A 20,499-nucleotide genomic window follows, 5' to 3' on the forward strand; every position below is an offset into this window, starting at 1 on the left:
GTGTCACCCGTTCTTCAGGATCGTGCGCCCGGCATAGCGGGCGGCAGTGGCCAGTTCGTTCTCGATGCGGATCAGCTGGTTGTATTTCGCCGTCCGGTCCGAGCGTGAAAGCGAGCCGGTCTTGATCTGTCCGCAATTGGTCGCGACCGCCAGGTCAGCGATCGTGCTGTCCTCCGTCTCGCCCGAACGGTGGCTCATCACCGCCGTGTAACCGGCGTGCTGGGCCATCTGCACGGCTTCCAGCGTCTCGCTCAGCGTGCCGATCTGGTTGACCTTGACCAGCAGCGAATTCGCCACGCCATCCCTGATGCCCCGGCGCAGGCGGTCAGGATTGGTCACGAACAGGTCATCACCCACCAGCTGCAGCTTGTGGCCCAGATTGGCGGTCAGTTCGGCCCAGCCTTCCCAGTCATCTTCGGCCAGGCCATCCTCGATCGAGATGATGGGGTAGCGGGCGGACAGGTCGGCCAGGTAGGCAATCATGCCGGCGGCATCAAGGCTCTTGTCCTCGCCCTTCAGCTCATAACGGCCATTCTTGTAGAACTCGGTCGCGGCGCAATCCAGTGCGAAGGTCACGTCATCACCCGGCCTGTAGCCCGCCGCCTCCACCGCACGCATCATGAAGCCCAGTGCTTCATCAGCGGATCTGAGCGCGGGGGCAAACCCGCCCTCGTCACCCACGTTGGTATTGTAACCCGCACCTGACAGGCTTTTCTTGAGCTGGGTAAAAATCTCGGACCCCATGCGGATCGCATCGGTCACCGTCGGTGCGCCCACGGGCTGGATCATGAATTCCTGGATGTCGATCGGATTGTCGGCATGTTCACCACCGTTGATGATGTTCATCATCGGCACCGGCAGGGTGCGGGCATACACGCCGCCCACATAGCGGTACAGCGGCACCTGCAGTTCCTGCGCCGAGGCCTTCGCCACGGCCAGCGACACGCCAAGAATTGCATTCGCCCCCAGCCGGGACTTGTTGGGAGTGCCATCAAGATCGATCATCGCCTCGTCAATGGCGACCTGATCGGTTGATTCCACGCCCTGCAGGGCCTCAAGGATCTCGTGCTCGACATGGCCCGCGGCCTTGAGCACGCCCTTGCCACCAAAGCGCTTGGGGTCGCCATCGCGCAGTTCCACCGCCTCATGCGCGCCGGTGGATGCGCCGGACGGCACGGCGGCACGGCCTTTGGCGCCGGACGCCAGTTCCACATCCACCTCGATGGTAGGATTACCGCGACTGTCGAGTATTTCGCGGGCGATGATATCGATAATGGCGCTCATGGTATCTGTTTCCTCAGATTTGACATTATGGGGACATGCCATGCCGCCGGCATGCATATCCTGCCCATACGATAACAGATGCCACGCATCATGCCAGAGCGGGCTATACATATCATGACCAGTATTTCAGGAGAGTCCCCGCCGTGAAACGCCTGCCCCTGCTTGCCATTGTCACTGCCCTGGCCAGCCTGCTGCCGCTGATCGGCTGCACCTGTGCGATCCTGTTCCTTACACCGGACCACACGCCACGCCTGCTTACGGCAGCCGTGGGCTATGGCGCGGTCATGCTGTCCTTCCTTGGTGCCGTGCACTGGGGGCTGGCGCTGGAACGGCCCGACATCATCCCCGCGGGCGGCACGCAGCGGCTGACCAACCTGCGCCTGGCGCTGGGGGGCGTGCCCGCGATCATTGGCTGGGTGGGACTGTGCGCCGCAACCGTGCGGGAACTGGCCGGGCTGTTCATCCTGATCGCGGGATTCGTGATGGCGGCCATCGGGCAGCGCATGGCGTGGCAGCGCGGGGCCATGCCGCGCGGTTACATGACGTTGCAGTGGTTTGTCATCTGCCTGGCGGAACTGTGCTTCCTGGCCATACTGGCGGCCTGCCTGGGCATGCGCCCGGCGCAGTAGGTAGACAATCTGGCAGAATGCACTGTTGAAAAACGGATAAACGCTTTTGGCGAAGCTTTTTTCAAAAAGCTTCAGGGAATGCTGCCTTTCTGAAAAAGGGCGGTACCCGAAAACTGTCGTTTTCGCATCAGGCTGTTTTTACGGGCGGTCCCACTCCACGGCATAATAAAAAAACCCCGGCACGCAGAACGTACCGGGGTCTTTTCGTAGTCAGGCTATCCGCAATCAGGTGTTCTGCAGGGCACGCAGGACATCCGCCGGGCGCACCGGCATATGGCGCAGGCGCACACCCACGGCATTGAAGATGGCGTTGCCAATGGCCGGCCCCACCACCGTCGTGCCCGGTTCACCCAGACCCATTGGCTTTTCCGTGCTGGGCAGGAACTCGATGTCCATTTCCGGCGTATCGGCAATGCGCAGCGGGGTATAGGTGTTCAGGTTGCGGTCAACCGGCAGGCCGTTCACGATTTCCGTGTTCTCGAACAGGACCATGCTCAGCCCCCACAGCGCAGCACCTTCGGTCTGGGCCTTGGCGCCATCGGGATCAACCACGGTACCCGCATCCACCACGATAGTCAGCTTCTGGCATGTCACCACGCCGGTGCTGCGGTCAACATGCACCTGTGCCACACAGCCGATCCATGTCGGCATGCCGCGTTCCTGCCCGGCCGTGGTGGCCAGGCCCAGGGCAGTGTCCTTGGGCAGGGTGGTCTTGCCCCAGTTCACCTTTTCCATAAGCCTGCGCACGACGGCGGCCTGACGCAGCGCGCCCCCCACGGAATCCGGTGCCTGGCCCTTGTTGCGGCCCTGCGCGGTCAGCAGGTCAAGGCGGAACTGGGCAGGGTCCTTCTTCTGGCGGTGCGCGACCTCATCCAGGAAGCACTCGATCCCCCAGCTGGTCCAGCCGGGGCTGACCGAACGCAGCCAGCCGGGGCGGAAGGTCTTTTCCGCCAGGTCATTACGCAGCGCGCGCACCCGGAAGGCCCCGACCTCGTACCAGTGGTCACCACCGGCAATGGCGAACTGGTCATAGGGCTTGCCATCCACGCCCTTTTCCATGAACGCTTCGGCCATGACACCCGTGGGCCAGCCGGCGGCGGCCTGATAGTCCATGGCGGTGATCTTGTCACTGCCATCAAACGCCATGCGCACGCGCTGGACGGACGGCGAGCGGAAGGAGTCGAACTGCATGTCGTCCGAGCGGGTCAGGATCAGCTTGACCGGCTTGCCGCCCAGCGCCTTGGACGCAAGGGCGGCGGGGATCATGTAGTCACCATTCAGGCGGCGGCCGAACCCGCCACCCAGCAGATAGCTGCGCAGGATGACCTTGCTTTCCGGCACCTGCAGCGACTTGGCCAGCGTCGGCAGGATCAGGCTCTGCCACTGGTTGCCGGCATGGATCTCGTAGACACCGTCCTTCTCGAAGGCCAGCGCATTGGTCGGCTCAAGCTGGTAGTGCAGCACGGATGCGCAGGTATATTCCTGGTCCATGACCAGATGCGCGCCTGAGAACGCCTGATCCACACCATCATCGTTGAAGATGTAGACGCCACCTTCCTTGTTGCTGATCAGCTGGCGGCCACGGTCCTGAATATCGCGTTCGGACGTGTGGGCCGTCTCGCCCGGTGTCCATTCCACCTTCAGGGCATCGGTCGCGCGGATGGCGGCGCTGTAGCTTTCAGCCAGCACCACAACCCAGCCCTGCACAACTTCCGAAGGGTCCTCGATCAGCAGGTAGCGCACATAGCCCTTGATCTTCTTCGCATCGGTATCGTCAACCGAACGGACCTTGGAGCCATAGCGCGTGGGCGGCATCTTGGGGCGGGCATACAGCATGCCCTCCACCTTGGCGTCGATGCCATAGATTGCAGTGCCGTTGGTCTTGGCCGGGATATCCAGCGCCTTGAGCTCGGCATTGCCGATCAGCCTGCGCTCGCTGGCGGGCTTGAGCGGCAGCCTGGCCATTTCCTCGGGCGTGAAGGAATGGGACGGATGGCCCTTGGCCACGATATCGCCAAAGCTGATCTGCTTGCCACCGGCACTGACAATACCGTTGGCAACCGTGCACCTGTCCGGCGTGGTGCCCAGCAGGCGGGCCGCTTCCTCCACCAGTGCGGTGCGGGTTGCGGCACCGGCCTGACGGAAGACATCCCATGTCATCCACACCGACCAGCTGCCACCCGTGACCATCAGGCCCCATTTGGGGTCGGTGTCCACATAATTGATGCGGACCTTGCTCCAGTCGGCTTCCATCTCGTCCGCGATGATACGGGCAAGGGCGGTGCCGATATGCTGGCCCATTTCCGCGCGGATGATGTTGACCGTGATGATCCCGTCGGGTGCGATGGCGCACCAGATGGTGGGTTCGAACGCACCATCGCCGGGTCCGGCATTATCAAGCGGGAAAATCTGGTTGGCGGTGGCCTGACGCGCGAAGCCGAACATGACCCCGGCGCCAAGCGAGGTGACAAGGAAGCCACGGCGCGACAGGGAAGCCTGTTCACGACGGCCGTCCCTGCCCAGGCGGAAGCGGTCTAATCTACCCATTTGATGCATCTCCGCGTGCGTTGGCCGCGGCCTTCTTGATGGCCTCACGAATGCGAACATAGGTCATGCACCGGCACAGGCTGCCAGCCATGACGGCATCGATTTCCTCATCCGTGGGAGAGGGGTAATCCCTGAGCAGGCTGATCGCCTGCATGATCTGCCCGGACTGGCAGTAGCCGCATTGCGGCACCTGAATTTCACGCCAGGCCTGCTGGACCGGGTGGTTGCCCTCGGGGTCGATGCCTTCGATCGTGGTGATGTCAGCCCCTTCGGCGGCGCTGACGGGGGTCACGCAGGAACGGGTGGCCCGGCCACCGATATGGACGGTGCACGCACCGCACATGCCGATGCCGCAACCGAATTTCGTTCCGGTCAGGCCAACTTCGTCACGGATGACCCACAGCAGGGGGGTATCACCCGGCACGTCAACGGTTACATCCCGTCCATTGAGGCGAAAGGTCGTCATGTTCTAGCTCCGTCTTTCAGCTCAATGGGACGACGCGACAGGGGGGGCGGGCAGGGTCTTGCGTACCTCGGCCGCCTTCTTTTCCAGATCGGTCCATGGCGGCAGGGTCGTGCGGGTTGCACGCAGGTAAGCCGCCAGACGGGCCAGATCCGCATCGGAGAAGGAATGGTAGAAACTGGGCATGGAAACGGTGGAAATCCCTTCCGTCGTGCCAATCCCGCGCAGGATGACCTGGAACAGGTTGGTCGGCTCGTCCAGCCACAGCGCGTTGTTCAGCGCAAGGTCGGGGCGGCCTTCAACCGGCTGCGGGCCGGCATTGGCATGGCACGCGGCACAGGCACCGGCATAGAGCTTGGCGTTCGGGTTCACCTGCGGGCCGACCAGATCCTTCATGGAAGCCTGCATGGCCCACGCAATGGCCTTGGGGTCCTGGCTGACGCGGGTGGCGGCATGGTCGATATCGGCCAGGTAATGCGCGATGGCATGCACATCCGATTCCGGCATCTCGCTCAGGCCACCATGGACCACGGGCGACATGGGACCGGCCGCACTGCCGTGCAGCGGGGCGGAACCGAAGCGCAGGTATTTGAAATACTCGTCCTCGGTCCAGACGACCGGGGTCGGGTTATGTTCGTTGAGCGGCGGCGCGATCCAGTTGTCCACCGGGGCACCGTCATACGGCGCGCTGCTCTTTTCCGCACCCATCAGGTTACGCGGCGTATGGCAGGCCGAGCAGTGGCTCAGCCCTTCGGCCAGATAGGCGCCACGGTTCCATTCGGCATCATGCGCGGGATCGTTCCTGAGCGGGCCTTCGTGCAGGAACAGGAGCTTCCAGCCCGCCTGTTCCAGACGGATGTTGAAGGGGAAGCCCACCGTATTGTCACGCTTGACCGAATGCACCGGCTGGCGCGTCATGAGGAAGGCATAGACATCGGCGATGTCCTGATCCGTCATGTGTGTGAAATGGTCGAACGGGAAGGCGGGAAAAAGCTGCGTGCCATCGCGCGAGATGCCCTTGCGCATGGCGCGGTGGAAGGCGGCTTCCGACCAGCGCCCGATGCCCGTTTCCGGGTCGGGCGTGATGTTGGAGGAGAAGATGGCGCCAAAGGGCGTATCCATCTTGTAATCGCCCGCCAGTTCCACGCCGCGCACGCCGTCGGTGCGGGTATGGCATTCCGCACAGTAGCCACCGGCGGCCAGCACGCGCCCACGCTCGATCTGCGCGGCCGTGAAGGAGGAAGGAGGAGGCGGTGCAACCGGCGCAATGGCCGGATACCACGCATAAGCCAGGAACCCGACGCCGCCGGCGACACCGATCCCCACAATCGCTGCTGCAATACGTTTAATCACGATGTTCTCGCGGTTGTGAAAGTCATCATATCACCCCGTATCATCCGCCCGGTTCCAGTGCCGGTATGGCGCGAAACACATGAGATGGCGCAGCGTTGCGCCACCCCCGAAGCACCGGAACTGCCGGATGTGCGGGAACATCGGCGCCACGGCGGAAACTTTTGTATTACCGTTTCCTAATCAAGCGGTCCGGGCGCGCGTAAGGTCAAAGCGATGATAAGACTTATTTAGTTATGGACTAAATAAGCATAACCACCACAAAACCCTGGATAACCGGGCTGTGGGGGCCTGTCAGATCACTATCTATATCTGAATGGATATAGACCAAAATGGGGAATGTCAATCCGGGGAAGGAAAAATCCTTCCCCGGTCGTCCGGTTCAGTTCTGGTCAGCCAGGGTGTAGGCGACGATGTAATCGCCCAGCTTGGTGCCAAAGGAGCCATGGCCGCCATCGGCGGTCACGATGTACTGCCTGCCATCCACCGCATAGGTCATGGGGGTGGACTGGCCACCGGCAGGCAGGCGGTCCTGCCACAGCACGCGGCCGGTCGTCACGTCATAGGCACGGATGTAGTAGTCCAGCGTGGAGGTCAGGAACGCAACCCCGCCCGCGGTGGTCAGCGGCCCACCCAGGCTGGGCACGCCCATCCAGATGGGCAGCGGCAGGGGGGCGCTGTCACGGATCGTGCCGTTGCGGTGCTTCCACACGATCTTGTTGGTGCGCAGGTCGATGCCCGACATGTAGCCCCATGCCGGCTGCTTGCACGGCAGGCCAAGGGGCGACAGGAAGGGATGCAGGTCCACGCCGTACGGCACGCCAAACTGCGGCTGCACGCCACTTTCACTACCCGAGGGCAGGGACCTGTCCGGCGTTGCCGGGTTGTTCGGCCCGCGCGGGATCAGCTTCGATACGAACGGAATGGCAATGGGGTTGGCTATGGCGATCTGGCGTTCGGGATCAACGGCCAGGCCACCCCATTCAAACATGCCCAGATTGCCGGGGAAGACCAGCGTACCCTGCAGTGAAGGCGGCGTGAACGTGCCTTCGTAGCGCAGGCGGTGGAACATGATGCGGCAGACCAGCTGGTCAAACATCGTGCCGCCCCACATGTCGGCATCCGTCAGCTTCTGGCTGGGACGGAACGTAAGCCTGGAGAACGGCTGCGTGGGCGAAAGGTGATCGCCTGGGGCGGCGCCCTGCGGCACCGGCTGTTCAGGGGCGGGGACCACGAGCTGGCCGTTACGGCGGTCCAGCACGAAGATATTGCCGGTCTTGGCCGGGGCATACAGGGTGGGAATGACCTCACCGTGTTCGTTGCGGATATCGACCAGGCTGGGCTGGGCGGGAATGTCCATGTCCCACAGGTCATGGTGCACGGTCTGGTAGCTCCAGACCAGCCTGCCGGTGGTGGCGTTCAGCGCCACGATGGCACTGGCATAGCGCTCGGCATCGGCCCCGCGGTTGCCACCCCAGATATCGGGCGTCTGCACGCCCATGGGAATGTAGATCAGGTCCAGCTTCGCATCATAGGACGACGTGATCCATGAATTGGGGGAGTTGGGCACGAAGGTATGGTGTTCGGACGGCATCTCGTTCGGATCGGGGTTGCCGGGGTCGAACGCCCACCGCAGCGCGCCGGTATGCACGTCGAACCCGCGCGTCACGCCCGAGGGTTCATGCGTGGAATAATTGTCCGTCACCGCGCCGGACACGATCACGGTCGTATCGGTCACCACTGGCGGGGATGTGGGTTCGTAGAAACCCAGCGTCCTGACCGGCATGCCATCACGCAGGTCCACCACGCCATTATTGCCAAAGGAGGCGCAGCGCGCCCCGCTTTCGGCATCCAGCGCGAAAAGCTGGCCATCATTGGTCGGCAGGAAAATACGGCGCGCGCATTCGGCAGGGGCCGGGGCAGGGGCGCCATCAGCCTGCGCTTCCACCCTGTCCTCATGATAGGACACGCCACGGCAGGTCAGGTGCTGGAAGGTGGGATTGTACTGCAACTGGGGGTCGAACTTCCACCGCTGCTTGCCCGTCCTTGCATCCAGCGCGAACAGGATCTGGTGCGGGGTGCAGAGATAGAGCGTGTCGCGCACCTTGATGGGCGTGACCTCATCGGTAATCTCGCCCGGGTCATTCGGGCCGCGCATGTCACCGGTGCGGAAGGTCCAGGCCACCTTCAGCCTGCTGACATTGCCGGTATTGATCTGCCTGAGGGGGGAGAAACGGTCCCCGAACTGGGTGCGGCCATAGGCCTGCCAGTCCTCGTCGGGCATCTGGTGGGCATCACCGGGTTCCGGCGCGTTCTGCGCCACGGGGGGCAGGCTGCCCGCAATATCCTGCGGGTCGCCCATCAGGGCCGCGCCAATCACCACCACCGCCGCCCCGATCGCGCCCAGCAGGGGAAGTCGGGCACCAGGGGTTGCGGGCTGCAGGTGCCGTGTCACCCACGGCAGCAGCAGCACGATGCCGATGGGCACCAGAATGTCCCCACGTGGCGCCAGCGCCCAGAAATCCAGCCCCGCTTCATTGACGGCCCACGCCATGGTGCCCAGCAGCAGGGCCGCATAGACCGTGAGCGCCACGGCCTGCCGCCGGAACAGCAGGAACGCCGTCACCAGCAGCAGGGCACCTGCCACCACATAATAGAAGGAGCCGCCAATGGCGCAGAGCCATAAGCCGCCACCCAGCAGGTAGAGACCCGCCAGGGCGCAGACACCTATGGCCGCAGCGAGAAGGGGAGCCGAACGTAAGGGGGTATTCATAAGTTTTCCTGATTACCGTGATGCAGCAGCACGAACATTCTCCCATGAAAAGCATGAGGTGCAGGAGCCAGGTCAAGGCCAAACTTATGAATAAAACGTGTGGAAAGCCCTTCGGGTTCGTGCGCCAGGAGCGGAATGATCTATTTCCCGGCGGATATAACCGTTGCCAGCGTGGCCCGCGTGCCGTGCGCGCGGATGGACTGGCGCAGGGCAACATAGGCCTGCACGAAAGCGGGATGCTCCGCCAGGCCCCATCCGGCCAGGGCGCTCATGCCCAGCGCGTCCTCCAGCCGGGAAGACGCGGCCAGGATGCGGTCCTCCTCCGTCAGGTGCGGCTCCACGATGACATAGGTTTCACCCCTGTCATCATGCCCGCGCAGGTATTCGGCATAACAGGCCACGACAAACGCGATGCGCGCCACGGGCCGGTGATGCGCGATCACGCCCATTGCGGTGCTCCTGATGAACATGGGCAGCTTGGACGTACTGTCGGACGCGATGCGCAGCAGCTGGTCGCTTATGGCACGGTTGCGGAAGCGGTGCAGCAGGCGGCGGCCATATTCGCTCAGCGCCATGCCCGGCGGCGCGCTGAGCAGGGGTTCCGCATCATAACCCAGATACTGCTCGACCAGCGTGACCTCGTTCAGGTCCGCCATGATCTCGCTGACCACCCGGTAGCCCGACAGCACGCCCGACAGCCCCAGCAGGGAATGGGAGGCATTGAGCATGTGCAGCTTCACCTCCTCATAAGGCTGGACATTGTCGGTAAACTGCACGCCCACCGCCTCCAGTTCCGGGCGTCCGGCACAGAAACGGTCTTCCACCACCCACTGGATGAAATCCTCGCAGAACACGGGAATGCGGTCATCCAGCCCGCTTTCGGCATCCAGGCGGCGGACGTCCTCGGCATGGACGGCAGGGGTGATGCGGTCGACCATGGTGCAGGGGAAGGTGACGTTCGCCTCGATCCACTGCGCAAGCCCCGCATCCTTCGCACGCGCCCAGCCCAGGAAGGCAGTGCGGGCCACATGGCCGTTCTGCGGCAGGTTGTCGCATGAAAGGATGGTGAAGGGACCGGCACCGCTCTCGCGCCGCTGGCGCAGGGCCTCGGTCAGCAGGCCGAACACGGTATGGGGCACATCGCGCTTCAGGTCCTCGGCAATCACGGGATGATCGATGGGGAAGACCCCGTTCTCATCCACGTAATATCCGCCTTCCGTCACGGTCATGCTGACGATGCGGATCGCCGGGTCGGCCAGGCGCGCGATGGTGGCGGCACGGTCGGCCGGGGCGTACATGTACTGCGTGATGGAGCCGATCACCCGGACCACGTTGGGCGCGTCAGGCGCGCATTCGGTCAGGGAATACAGGCAGTCCTGCGCCGCCATGTCCTGGGCCTTGGCCGCCTCATGCGGGTTTTCCATGAGACCGATGCCCAGTATCCCCCAGCCGGACTGCCCGGGGCGGGCCAGCACACGGTCCATGTAGACCGCCTGGTGGGCACGGTGGAAGTTGCCCACGCTGATATGCGCGATACCGGGCGTGACCCTGCCACGATCATAGGCGGGCACCACGATCGCGGGCGGCAGATGGGGCAGGGACGCTGTATTGAGTATGGTCATTACCATTTTCCATGGAAAGTATTGTCGACGCCTAATAAGAAACGCACGATGAGACAACCCGCACGGATGCAGCACCCCCCTGCGTGCGCCAAACGGCAGCCCCCCGTCACGGTTGCGGCGCGCGCGGCATGGCCCGTGTGTTTTCCAATGGACAAAACTGGCCTATTAACCCATCCCACCGTTGCATATCCGGTGCGCCGGTTCGAAAAATCAGGGCGCAGGGCCGGTTCCGGGCCGGACCTGCTGTTGGTAGTGAATGCGTATCCTCTATCTCATTAACAGCCTCAATGGCGGCGGGGCGGAACGGCCGCTGCCCGCCGTGATCGGGCTCATGCGGGCCTGCGGCCACAGCGTGCGGGTGGTGGCGCTGGCGCGCAAGGCGGGCAACGCGATTGCATGGCTGGAGGAAGCGGGCATCGATTACCACATCGTGGATGACCGTGACCCGCGGCACTTTGCCTCGCTGCGGCAGGTCATGGCCTATGTCCGCGCCAACCGGCCCGACATGCTGTGGACATCGCTTACCCGCGCCACGCTGTTCGGCCAGCTGATCGGCAGGACACTGGGCATCCCGGTGGCCAGCTGGCAGCACAGTGCCTATCTCAAGCCCGCCAACCGCTTCCTGCTGCGCCGCACGCGCAACATGAGCGCGTTCTGGATTGCCGATTCCGATTTCGTGGCCCGCGTCACCCACAGGCAGCTTGGCATCCCGCCACGGCGTATCTGCACATGGCCCCTGTTCGAGGCGGATGCCACGGCCATTCCCGCCACGCCATGGCGGGGAGAGGACGGGAACACGGTCTTCCATGTCGGTGCGCTGGGGCGGCTGGAACCGGAAAAGAACATGGAACTGCCCATTCGCGCCATGGCGGTCATCCGCGCGCGGATGCCGGGGGCACGCATCCATTTTTCACTATGCGGCAGCGGTTCGCAGATGGACGCCCTCAGGGCGCTGGCGGCCGGGCAGGGCGGGGAAAACGTAAGTTTCGAGGGCTTCCAGCCCGACCCGCTGGCCTTCTGCCGCAGGCTGCATGTCTATGTCCAGCCCTCCCGCTTCGAGGGGCTGTGCATTGCCGTGCATGAAGCCATGCTGGCCGGGCTGCCGGTCATCGCAACGCCGGTAGGCGCCATTCCCGATGTCATCCGCGACGGGCAGAACGGTTTCCTGCTGGCTCCCCCCACGCCGGAAGCCCTGGCCGAGCGGATCCTCCATCTCTACACCCGCCCCGAACTGTGCGCGCGCATCGGCCGGCAGGCCCGCGCCGACATCCTTCACCGCTACGCCCGCGAAAGGGTGGAGACAATGGCGCGTGCCGTCATCCACCGTGCGGAACGGCTGGTGCGGGACTGGCCCCGCCCGGCGGGGGGGGCATGACCCATCATCGCCCTTCCGGTGGCAATGGAAGATCGGGTAGAAGGGCTGCGTGAATACGATCCAGAATCCCTCCTCCGCAGAGTCCCGGCAAAAGGACTCGCTTCTTGGCGTCTCGCAACGCCTGCCCCCGGCCAACGTGCAGGCCGAACAGGCACTACTGGGCGCGTTGCTGACCAATAACCGGGCCTATGACCGGGTTTCGGACTTCCTGACCGGCGCGCATTTTGCCGAGGAGGTCAATGGCCGCATCTATGACGCCATCTCGCGCCGGATCGAGGCGGGGCAACTGGCCGACCCCGTCACCCTGCGCGCCGAATTCGAAAATACGGGCGTGCTGGATTCCGTGGGCGGCCCGGCCTATCTGGCCAAGCTGCTGACCTCCATGGTCGGCATCATCAATGCGGCCGATTATGGCCGGGTGATCCATGATGCGTGGATCCGCCGCCAGCTGATCGATATCGGTCAGGACGTGGTCAACAACGCCTTTGGCGCCCGCCCGGACCTGGATGGCCCCGACCAGATCGCCGCCAGCGAGGAAGCCCTGTTCCGCCTTGCCACCGAAAAGGGGCAGGATGGCGGCTTCATGTCATTCGACCGCGCACTGACCGAGGCGCTGGACATTGCCCAGCAGGCCTTCAGCCGCAGCGGTGACGTGGTGGGCCTGACCACCGGCCTGCGTGACCTGGACAAGAAAACCGGCGGCCTCCATCCCTCCGACCTGCTGATCCTGGCGGGGCGTCCGGCCATGGGCAAGACGGCGCTGGCCACCAAGATCGCCTTTTCCGCCGCGCGTGCCATCATGGAAGAAGCGCGCGATGCCCCGCCCGATGCCAGGCCCAAGGGGTCGGTCGCCATCTTCTCGCTTGAAATGTCGGCCGAACAGCTGGCAACCCGTATCCTGTCCGAACAGGCCAGCGTGTCAGGCGAGAAGATCCGCCGTGGCGACCTGGGGCAGAAGGAATTCGACCGCTTCGTGCAGGTCAGCCGCGAACTGGCCCAGCTGCCGCTGCATATTGACGACACGCCCGCCATCACGCTGTCCGCCATGCGCACGCGCTGCCGCCGGCTGGCGCGCACCAAGGGACTCAGCCTGGTGGTGGTCGATTACCTGCAGCTCATGCGGCCATCGGTGGGGAGCAGGGCGGAAAACCGCGTGCTGGAAATCTCCATGATCACACAGGGGCTCAAGGCGCTGGCCAAGGAACTGTCGGTGCCGGTCATCGCACTCTCACAGCTGTCGCGCCAGGTGGAGAGCCGGGAGGACAAGCGCCCCATGCTGTCGGACCTGCGTGAATCCGGGTCGATCGAGCAGGACGCCGATGCGGTGATGTTCGTCTATCGTGACCAGTATTACCTCCAGCAGCGCCAGCCCAAGGAAACCTCCTACGATTCACAGGACAAGTACCAGACCGCGATGGAGGAATGGCAGCGCAAGATGGATCTGGCCCATAACCGCGCCGAACTGATCCTGGAAAAGCAGCGTCATGGCCCGACAGGGACGGTGCACCTGTTCTTTGAAGGCGAGTTCACACGCTTTGCCGATCTGGACATGGTGCATGACGTTTAAGGATAAGCTGTAAGCACGGCGCGGCCACCGGGTGTTGCGCCGTGCTGTGGCATTGCGGCCACAGCCTGTGCCAGAGGCCGCCTGTCCCATATGGGACAGGCATAGTGCACAAACCTGCACAAAAGAATGGGCCAGCGGTGCGAAGGGCAGCCGGATGAACGGATCATCAGGCCCTCTTCCCCGCACCGCCATAAGTTTTATAAGAAGTATTATGCCAACAAAATGCCGTGGACGGGTGGCCATGCCCGTAATCCGGCCTGGTCCGTCATGTTCTCCAATGGTCAATCCCGTCCATATCCGGCATCATCACCATCATGACTGACACGGCGCTCGCATCCATCTGCGGTTTTGCTTTTTCCGGTATCGAGGCCGTTCCGGTCAAGGTCGAGGTCCAGCTTTCCGTGGGCCTGCCATCCTTCCTGATCGTCGGGCTGCCTGACAAGGCCGTCAATGAATCGCGCGAACGCGTACGGGCGACGCTCTCCGCCATGGGGCTTGCGCTGCCTGCCAAGCGCATCGTGGTGAATCTGGTGCCAGCCAACCTGATGAAGGAAGGCTCGCATTTCGACCTGCCCATAGCCCTTGCGCTACTGGTGGTCATGGGGCTGCTGCCGGGCGACATGGCGCAGCGCCATGCAGCACTGGGCGAGCTTTCGCTTGATGGCGGCGTCAACCCGGTCTGTGGCGTGCTGCCGGCCGCCATGGCGGCATGTGGCCTGTCGCTGGGGCTGATCTGCCCCGCAGCCCAGGGCGTAGAAGCACGCTGGGCCAGTGACGCGATGGATATCCTGGCCATCCGCTCCCTGCCCGAACTGCTCAACCATTTCCGCGGCCAGCAGGTGATCGAACCGGTGGAACTTCCCGCACGGCCGGATACGGACCTGACCGCCCTGCCCGACCTTGCGGACATACGCGGCATGGAAACCGGCCGCCGCGCGCTGGAAATCGCGGCCGCCGGCCGTCATTCGCTGCTTATGGTCGGGCCGCCGGGTGCGGGCAAATCCATGCTGGCCGCCCGTCTACCCGGTATCCTGCCCGACCTGACCACGGCGGAAATGCTGGAAATCAGCCGTATCCACAGCATTGGCGGGCTGCTGAAGGACGGACAGCCCGTCTGCCGCCCGCCCTTTCGCGACCCGCATCATTCCGCAAGCCCGGCTTCGTTGAGCGGTGGCGGCGCCCGTGCCCGCCCCGGTGAGGTCAGCCTGGCCCACCGTGGCGTGCTGTTTCTGGATGAACTGCCGGAATTTGCCCGTTCCGCGCTGGAAATCCTGCGCCAGCCGATGGAAACGGGGTCCATCTCCATTGCCCGGGCCGCGGCCCATGTCACCTACCCTGCCCGCTTCCAGCTTGTCGCCGCCATGAACCCGTGCAAATGCGGCTATCTGGGCGATGCGGCACAGGAATGCCGCAAGGCCCCGCGCTGTGGCGAGGACTATCAGGCCCGTCTGTCCGGCCCGCTGCTGGACCGATTGGACATGGCCGTGCATGTCGAACCCATGCCCCTTGCCCGCATTGCCGCACCCCGTGGCGGTGAATCCAGCGCCATCGTGGCCGCCCGCGTGATGGAAGCCGTGCTGCGCCAGCGCGCGCGACAGGGTGACGCCCGCAATGCCGAAGCCCCGATCGATGATTTCCGCATTACCGTGGCCGCGCGTGATTTCGCGGTTCAGGCCGCCGAGAAAATTCCGCTTTCCGCCCGTGGCTTTACCCGCCTGCTGCGCGTCAGCCGCACCATAGCCGACCTTGCGGCAAGCCCGGATGTGGAGCGCGCCCATATTGCCGAGGCCCTGATCTACCGTATCCGCCGCCCGGGCAGAAAATAGCATGATGGGCCTGTTTTTCCCCCTTGCGCCCCTGCCGCTGCTGGATTAATAAGACCCCACCGAAGCGGATGGGTGCGTAGCTCAGCGGTAGAGCATCGCCTTCACACGGCGGGGGTCACAGGTTCAATCCCTGTCGCACCCACCATCCGGTCTCTCCCCCCCTGAAAATCAGATATTTTTGTGTGGTGCCGTAGTGCCTGCGCCGTGCTGTCCAGCACTTCTGGCGCCCAAAAGACCACCTTTGAAACATAAGGACGTTTCTGGTGGGTCCTTTTCCAAAAAGCTCCTGAAGAAGGCCGTCTTTTTAAAAACAGGCAACATCCAGGAAATTCCCGTTTTTATCAGTGATCAGTTTTCAAATGCGCCCTACGGCACCCGTGCAATGGCATCGCGGCACTTCACGTAAGACAGTTTGTCCCGAAACAGGAACAGCACATAGTAATCCAGCGTCCGCCGCCGCCTGCGGGTGGGGTTTGTATAGAACGGAAAGACATCGAACGGCCCGTCATACCCCTCCGGCAGCGGGTCGCGCGCGCTGATGCAGCGCACACGGAACAGCGGCGCATAGACCGTGGCATCCGAATCCGTGCGGCGGACATGGAACAGGTTGCGATGAAACCTGCGCAGGCGCTCGGGCAGGATGAAGATCATGTTCTGTTCAAGAAAATTCTGCGGCGGGTTACGATCACGCAGGTATTGCATGTCCTCGGGCATGTCACAGAAGAAATTGGTGTCCTGTACAATCATTCTAGGCTTCTGCCCCTTCCCCGTGGCGCCGTTTCAGATCCGGCGCGCACGGATCGCACGCCGAAGCTTTCCCATCATGGATGAGCTTTCATATGGGCATCCGGTGCCTGTCTTGCAGGGGGATCAGAAACCGAACATGTGATCGAGCGAAAAACGGCCAGCCCCATCATCATGCCGCCCGTGATAGCCAAACAGGCGGCATGTGGTGTCGCGTATGATCACATACCCCCCCACACCCGCACGGCGCAGGGCCTGCGCGCCAAAAATATGGTCGGGCCGCACCAGGCGGGAGCCGGACATGGGAATGGCGATCTTCTCGCACGCGATCACCTCGCCACTGGCGGCATGCAGGTGCAGCGACGTGTCCGACACCGCATGCCATATGCCCGAGGCGGGATAGATCAGCCAGCAGAAGCTGTATGGTTCCTCGCATGCCGCCGTCAGGAACAGCCGCGTGCTCAGCCCGGGGGGGGAGCCGGCATAGGACTGCGGCTCCCCCCGATAGGTCATGACGGTGTTGAAGATGTGCGAGCCAAAACTGCTTTCGGCCACATGGCCGCTCTCCCGGTCCTCATAACGGATCAGGGCATGCAGCCAGCCATCGGCGGTGCCCCCCTCGCGGAAGTCATAAAGCAGTTCCGCATGCCCGGCCTGCCGCGCAAGGGCGCCCACATCCACCATCGTGGCATGATCACGCGCGAGGCAGCCCGGAAAATGCGACCCGGTGCCCCTGCCCTCCGCATCAAAACAGTCCACCCTGACCGGCAGGGTGGACAGGCTTTCCGCCATGGGGGCGGGCAGCAGCAGCGTGCGGTAACGTGCCGGGTCCGGCACCGGGAACGGCAGCAGGTAGCCACGCCCGAAAAAACGCGGGTCCAGTTTTTCAATATGCGGGTCAGGCTTCAGGTCGGCGCGCTGCACGTTCAGATGTGCGATGCGGGTGCGCCCCCCCCGCGTCACCTCGTAGCGCGGGCGCACCACGTACCCTCCGGCACGGAATTCGATCTGCTCGGGCCAGGCCAGTCCGGGCAGGACATCGCCCATGTGCACGGCCATGGTCTGGTAAGGAGCCAGTTCGCGGTCAATGGGCACCAGCGCGTCCTGCCCCATGCGGTTGAGGTGCATGCTGCCCGCCGGTATGGGCAGCGCGTGGCTGTTCTGGACCCACAGCACCACGTCCTCCCCCGCCGCCGGGGCGGGCAGGTTGGCGTAACGGCTGGCGGGCCAGGCATTGGCGTCATGCGTGACGGACAGGCTGACATTCGCGTTGCGGCCCCGCGTCTCCAGCGCGTATTTGACCACGTCATGCCCCGCAATGCCCTGCGCATGGATGAAGAGCTGGCCGGTAAACGCCGGCAGACTGAAGCGCTGGCGAATCTCGGCACTGTCAATGACAATGGCCTGCCCTGCCCCCGGCACGTCCTGCTCCCATGTATGGAGTACCTGCCCGTCGCCATCGAACAGCCGCAGCCACAGCCTGACGCCGCGCGCGCCATAGCGTGCCCAGTAATTGGCGGTGACCAGACGGGTGGAGAATTCGGCGTCGTCACGGAAAAAGGCAAGGTTGGTGGCAAAATTCAGCCGGTCCAGATAGACATGCGCGACCGAAAGCATGGCAACGGGCAGGCGCACCGGCTCCAGCGTGTGCAGCACGACGCCCGGTGGCAGCGAGGTGGACAGACGGGCGCACATGGCCGCCTGACTGAAATCAAGCGCCCATATCGCGCGCGCCGTCGTCTGGCGCAGGTCCACGACCGGCCGCAGCGCATGGCCCGCGCGGTCCTGCCCCACCTTTAGCGAATCATGTGTGTAGATCCCGGCCACGGTAATCGGGCGGGGCAGCAGGGCCAGCAGCGTGCCGGCCAAGCCGTGCGGGTCATACAGCGCCACGGGGCCCGCACTGGCAAGCTGGCGTGCCAGCACGTCCAGCCTTTCCGCGGCCAGCGGGTGTGTAAGGGCCTTGTAGGCGATATTGCCACCCGAATGCGGGTCAAAAGTACGAATGCCGAGCATGGACCTGTTCTTATTCCACTCTGGACGCAAGCGGGAGGATTATTATTCAGGCAACCGCAGGCCAAGGTAATGACGCACCGCCTCGGCCGCCATCACCGTATCATCAAGCGGGCTGGCAGGCCATGTTTCCAGCCGCCCGGCAAAGGGGCGGATACGCCCCGCCTGCATCAGTTCCTGCAGGAAGTGCCCGATCCGGCGCGAGCGCCCCGGCAGGGCCGCCACCATGACCGGGGCCGTGGTTGCCACGGCCTCCGAAATCATGGAGACACTGTCCATCGTCACTACAATGGCATCCGCGCAGGCCAGCAGCCCCAGATAGGGGTTGGGGCCGGACTGGTCCCAGATCCACGCATCCGGCCCCGCCAGCGCGTGGCGCAGTTCAAGGCAGACCTCCGGCGCGGTGCGGCGTGAGGGGGTCAGGGCAATCCCCACATGGTCGCGCCGCATCATGGCGGCAAGCCCCGCCGCCAGCGACGCCCCCTCCGCCCTGCCCAGCCGGAAGCGCCCGTTGCCCCCCCCCACCAGCACCGCAACCAGCGGGCGTGGCAGATGGGCAAGGCGTGGCGCCCATTCCACACATGCCTGCGCCAGCCGTTCCGGGGTCACGCCATGCAGCGCCGTGCGGGTCAGGACCACGTTCGGCCCCGCAATCCTGTCGTGCCGGTTGGCGATGACCAGGTCAAAGCGGTCGGGCGGCAGGCGGGGGTTCTGCACCTGGATCACCCGCGCGCCCTGCCTGCGCAGCGCAGCGCCCACCGCACCGCCACTGCCGCCAATGCTGATGACGGGATGCGCCAGGTCATCCGCCGCCAGCCCCAGCGGCTGCACGGCGCGCAGGGGGGCGGGCCACCACGCCGCCGGTACATGCCGCCACACGCCACGTGGCACCAGCGCATGCAGGCGTGGCTCCAGGCCTGCACGCTGCGCCAGCCCGAATGTCTGCGAACGCATGCCGGCCAGGTCTGCCGCGATAACGGATGCAAGATGCGGTACTGCTGTCATCGCGCCATGTGGCGGGATGAGACGGAGCGCGTCAATGCCCGGCCCCTTTTGTCCGGCGCCCAGCCGCGCTAAGGGACAGCAATGAACGAGACAGAACCGACATTTTCCGGCATGGGGCTGGATGGCCGCGTGGTGGCCGCCCTGGCACGGATGGGGCTGCAGGCGCCTTCCGCCATTCAGGGCGCGGTCATCCCCCCCGTCATGGCCGGACGGGATGTGGAGGCACGCGCGGGCACGGGCAGTGGCAAGACCGTGGCCTTCGCCGCCCCCATCGTGTCCATGCTCATGGCGCGGGAGACCGATAACAGCCGTGTCCGCTGCCTTGTCCTTGCCCCCACGCGGGAACTGGCGGGGCAGATCGCGGGCGTGCTGCGGGGGCTCGCGCGCGGTGGCGGATTGCGGGTGATGCAGGCCACCGGGGGCACCGCGCGCGTGGCACAGGCCAGGACACTGGCGGACGGGACCGCCATCGTGGTGGGCACGCCCGGACGGGTGACCGATCTTGTACACGGGGGGGAACTGGATCTGTCGGCCGTCGGTATCTTTGTGCTTGATGAGGCGGACCGCATGCTCGACCCCGGCTTTGCCGAGGAAATGCTGGCCCTTGCCGCCGCCCTGCCACCACGGCACCAGACCCTGCTGTTTTCCGCCACCCTGCCACCCGCCATGGCCGAACTGGCCGCCCGCCTGCTGCACCGCCCCACGCGCGTCAGCATGGCGGTGGAAGACGCGCCGGCACCCCGCATCGCGCAATACGCCATTTTCGTGCCCATGCGGCACAAGACACAGGCCACGCTTGCCTGCCTGCGGCAATACGGCACGCAGCGCGTGATGGTGTTCGTGCGCACCCGGCAGGAAGCCGATGGCGTGGCGCGTGCCATATCGGCGCTGGTTCCCGCCATTGCCATCCATGGCGACCATTCACAGGCAAGGCGCGAGCGCATGCTGCGCGACTTCCGGCAGGGCCGCGTAGGCGTGCTGGTGGCCACCGATGTCATGGCGCGCGGAATCGATATTGACGATGTGGCCCTGGTGATCAACCACGACATTCCCCCCCAGCCCGAATCCTATGTGCACCGCATTGGCCGCACCGCGCGCGCGGGGCGCAGGGGGGTTGCCGTGGCGCTGTGCGCGCCGGAGGAACGTCAGGCGCTGCGCGAGATCGAGCGCCTGACGGGACAGCGCATCCGCATTGCCAGCCTGCCGGAATAGATGCCGCTGGGACACGGTTCATGGATTTGTCATGCGCCATCGCCGCAGGTGGCCTTGCCGTCGGGTGAAGGCTGGCTAAACTGCATCGC

General features: G+C 64.4%; 14 protein-coding genes and 1 tRNA gene. 6 read left to right on the forward strand and 9 right to left on the reverse strand.

Annotated features, from left to right (window positions below):
* Positions 1-3 precede the first annotated feature (3 nt).
* Positions 4-1,284 (reverse strand): phosphopyruvate hydratase, encoded by a 1,281-nt coding sequence (eno, locus tag GWK63_RS08615; protein ID WP_034928419.1) that lies wholly within the window; start codon positions 1,282-1,284, stop codon positions 4-6.
* Positions 1,285-1,427: 143 nt separating this feature from the next.
* On the opposite strand from eno, the gene GWK63_RS08620 reads away from it, so the two are divergent.
* Entirely contained in the window at positions 1,428-1,913 is a 486-nt protein-coding gene (locus GWK63_RS08620; RefSeq protein WP_007400519.1) for a DUF3429 domain-containing protein, read from the forward strand.
* A 225-nt stretch (positions 1,914-2,138) separates the two neighbouring features.
* On the opposite strand, the gene GWK63_RS08625 is transcribed toward GWK63_RS08620, so the two are convergent.
* The 5 genes from GWK63_RS08625 to GWK63_RS08645 all read right to left on the reverse strand — a co-directional run bounded on the left by GWK63_RS08625 (position 2,139) and on the right by GWK63_RS08645 (position 10,668).
* A complete protein-coding gene (locus GWK63_RS08625) occupies positions 2,139-4,460 on the reverse strand; it encodes a xanthine dehydrogenase family protein molybdopterin-binding subunit (protein ID WP_007400517.1) in 2,322 nt (773 codons plus the stop codon).
* On the reverse strand, positions 4,453-4,926 hold the full coding sequence (locus tag GWK63_RS08630; RefSeq protein WP_007400516.1) for a (2Fe-2S)-binding protein: 474 nt from the start codon (positions 4,924-4,926) through the stop codon (positions 4,453-4,455). The genes GWK63_RS08625 and GWK63_RS08630 overlap by 8 nt, the downstream gene beginning before the upstream one ends.
* Before the next feature lie 21 nt (positions 4,927-4,947).
* A complete protein-coding gene (locus tag GWK63_RS08635) occupies positions 4,948-6,276 on the reverse strand; it encodes a cytochrome c (protein WP_040000099.1) in 1,329 nt (442 codons plus the stop codon).
* Between the two features lie 379 nt (positions 6,277-6,655).
* On the reverse strand, positions 6,656-9,046 hold the full coding sequence (locus GWK63_RS08640; RefSeq protein ID WP_007400513.1) for a glucose/quinate/shikimate family membrane-bound PQQ-dependent dehydrogenase: 2,391 nt from the start codon (positions 9,044-9,046) through the stop codon (positions 6,656-6,658).
* A gap of 140 nt (positions 9,047-9,186) precedes the next feature.
* Entirely contained in the window at positions 9,187-10,668 is a 1,482-nt protein-coding gene (locus tag GWK63_RS08645; RefSeq protein ID WP_007400512.1) for a mannitol dehydrogenase family protein, read from the reverse strand.
* Between the two features lie 256 nt (positions 10,669-10,924).
* Between GWK63_RS08645 and GWK63_RS08650 the strand changes: the two genes are divergently transcribed.
* The 4 genes from GWK63_RS08650 to GWK63_RS08665 all read left to right on the forward strand — a co-directional run bounded on the left by GWK63_RS08650 (position 10,925) and on the right by GWK63_RS08665 (position 15,581).
* Positions 10,925-12,043 (forward strand): glycosyltransferase family 4 protein, encoded by a 1,119-nt coding sequence (locus tag GWK63_RS08650; RefSeq protein WP_112210032.1) that lies wholly within the window; start codon positions 10,925-10,927, stop codon positions 12,041-12,043.
* A gap of 49 nt (positions 12,044-12,092) precedes the next feature.
* Positions 12,093-13,610: a replicative DNA helicase gene (locus GWK63_RS08655; protein WP_007400510.1), complete on the forward strand. Its 1,518-nt coding sequence runs from the start codon at positions 12,093-12,095 to the stop codon at positions 13,608-13,610.
* A gap of 314 nt (positions 13,611-13,924) precedes the next feature.
* Positions 13,925-15,436 carry a YifB family Mg chelatase-like AAA ATPase gene (locus tag GWK63_RS08660; RefSeq protein WP_007400508.1) on the forward strand — a complete coding sequence of 504 codons (1,512 nt, stop codon included), beginning with the start codon at positions 13,925-13,927 and terminating at the stop codon, positions 15,434-15,436.
* 70 nt (positions 15,437-15,506) lie between these two features.
* A tRNA-Val gene (locus tag GWK63_RS08665) sits at positions 15,507-15,581 on the forward strand.
* A gap of 221 nt (positions 15,582-15,802) precedes the next feature.
* On the opposite strand, the gene GWK63_RS08670 is transcribed toward GWK63_RS08665, so the two are convergent.
* From GWK63_RS08670 to GWK63_RS08680, 3 genes are all read right to left on the reverse strand, one after another.
* On the reverse strand, positions 15,803-16,183 hold the full coding sequence (locus GWK63_RS08670; RefSeq protein ID WP_007400506.1) for a hypothetical protein: 381 nt from the start codon (positions 16,181-16,183) through the stop codon (positions 15,803-15,805).
* A gap of 123 nt (positions 16,184-16,306) precedes the next feature.
* Positions 16,307-18,196, reverse strand: a complete 1,890-nt coding sequence (locus tag GWK63_RS08675; RefSeq protein ID WP_040000096.1) for a hypothetical protein — start codon at positions 18,194-18,196, stop codon at positions 16,307-16,309.
* 42 nt (positions 18,197-18,238) lie between these two features.
* Entirely contained in the window at positions 18,239-19,198 is a 960-nt protein-coding gene (locus tag GWK63_RS08680) for a mitochondrial fission ELM1 family protein (protein WP_007400503.1), read from the reverse strand.
* A gap of 81 nt (positions 19,199-19,279) precedes the next feature.
* On the opposite strand from GWK63_RS08680, the gene GWK63_RS08685 reads away from it, so the two are divergent.
* Positions 19,280-20,410 carry a DEAD/DEAH box helicase gene (locus GWK63_RS08685; protein ID WP_007400502.1) on the forward strand — a complete coding sequence of 377 codons (1,131 nt, stop codon included), beginning with the start codon at positions 19,280-19,282 and terminating at the stop codon, positions 20,408-20,410.
* Positions 20,411-20,499: the final 89 nt, after the last annotated feature.

Source organism: Komagataeibacter rhaeticus (assembly GCF_011611525.1).
In the GTDB taxonomy this organism is placed as follows: Bacteria; Pseudomonadota; Alphaproteobacteria; order Acetobacterales; family Acetobacteraceae; genus Komagataeibacter; species Komagataeibacter rhaeticus.

Coding starts and splice junctions, on each gene's coding strand:
- GWK63_RS08625 (WP_007400517.1), bottom strand. CDS start 4,460: ATGGGTAGATTAGACCGCTTCCGCCTGGGCAGGGACGGCCGTCGTGAA.
- GWK63_RS08645 (WP_007400512.1), bottom strand. CDS start 10,668: ATGACCATACTCAATACAGCGTCCCTGCCCCATCTGCCGCCCGCGATC.
- GWK63_RS08650 (WP_112210032.1), top strand. CDS start 10,925: ATGCGTATCCTCTATCTCATTAACAGCCTCAATGGCGGCGGGGCGGAA.
- GWK63_RS08640 (WP_007400513.1), bottom strand. CDS start 9,046: ATGAATACCCCCTTACGTTCGGCTCCCCTTCTCGCTGCGGCCATAGGT.
- GWK63_RS08670 (WP_007400506.1), bottom strand. CDS start 16,183: ATGATTGTACAGGACACCAATTTCTTCTGTGACATGCCCGAGGACATG.
- eno (WP_034928419.1), bottom strand. CDS start 1,284: ATGAGCGCCATTATCGATATCATCGCCCGCGAAATACTCGACAGTCGC.
- GWK63_RS08660 (WP_007400508.1), top strand. CDS start 13,925: ATGACTGACACGGCGCTCGCATCCATCTGCGGTTTTGCTTTTTCCGGT.
- GWK63_RS08630 (WP_007400516.1), bottom strand. CDS start 4,926: ATGACGACCTTTCGCCTCAATGGACGGGATGTAACCGTTGACGTGCCG.
- GWK63_RS08680 (WP_007400503.1), bottom strand. CDS start 19,198: ATGACAGCAGTACCGCATCTTGCATCCGTTATCGCGGCAGACCTGGCC.
- GWK63_RS08685 (WP_007400502.1), top strand. CDS start 19,280: ATGAACGAGACAGAACCGACATTTTCCGGCATGGGGCTGGATGGCCGC.
- GWK63_RS08675 (WP_040000096.1), bottom strand. CDS start 18,196: ATGCTCGGCATTCGTACTTTTGACCCGCATTCGGGTGGCAATATCGCC.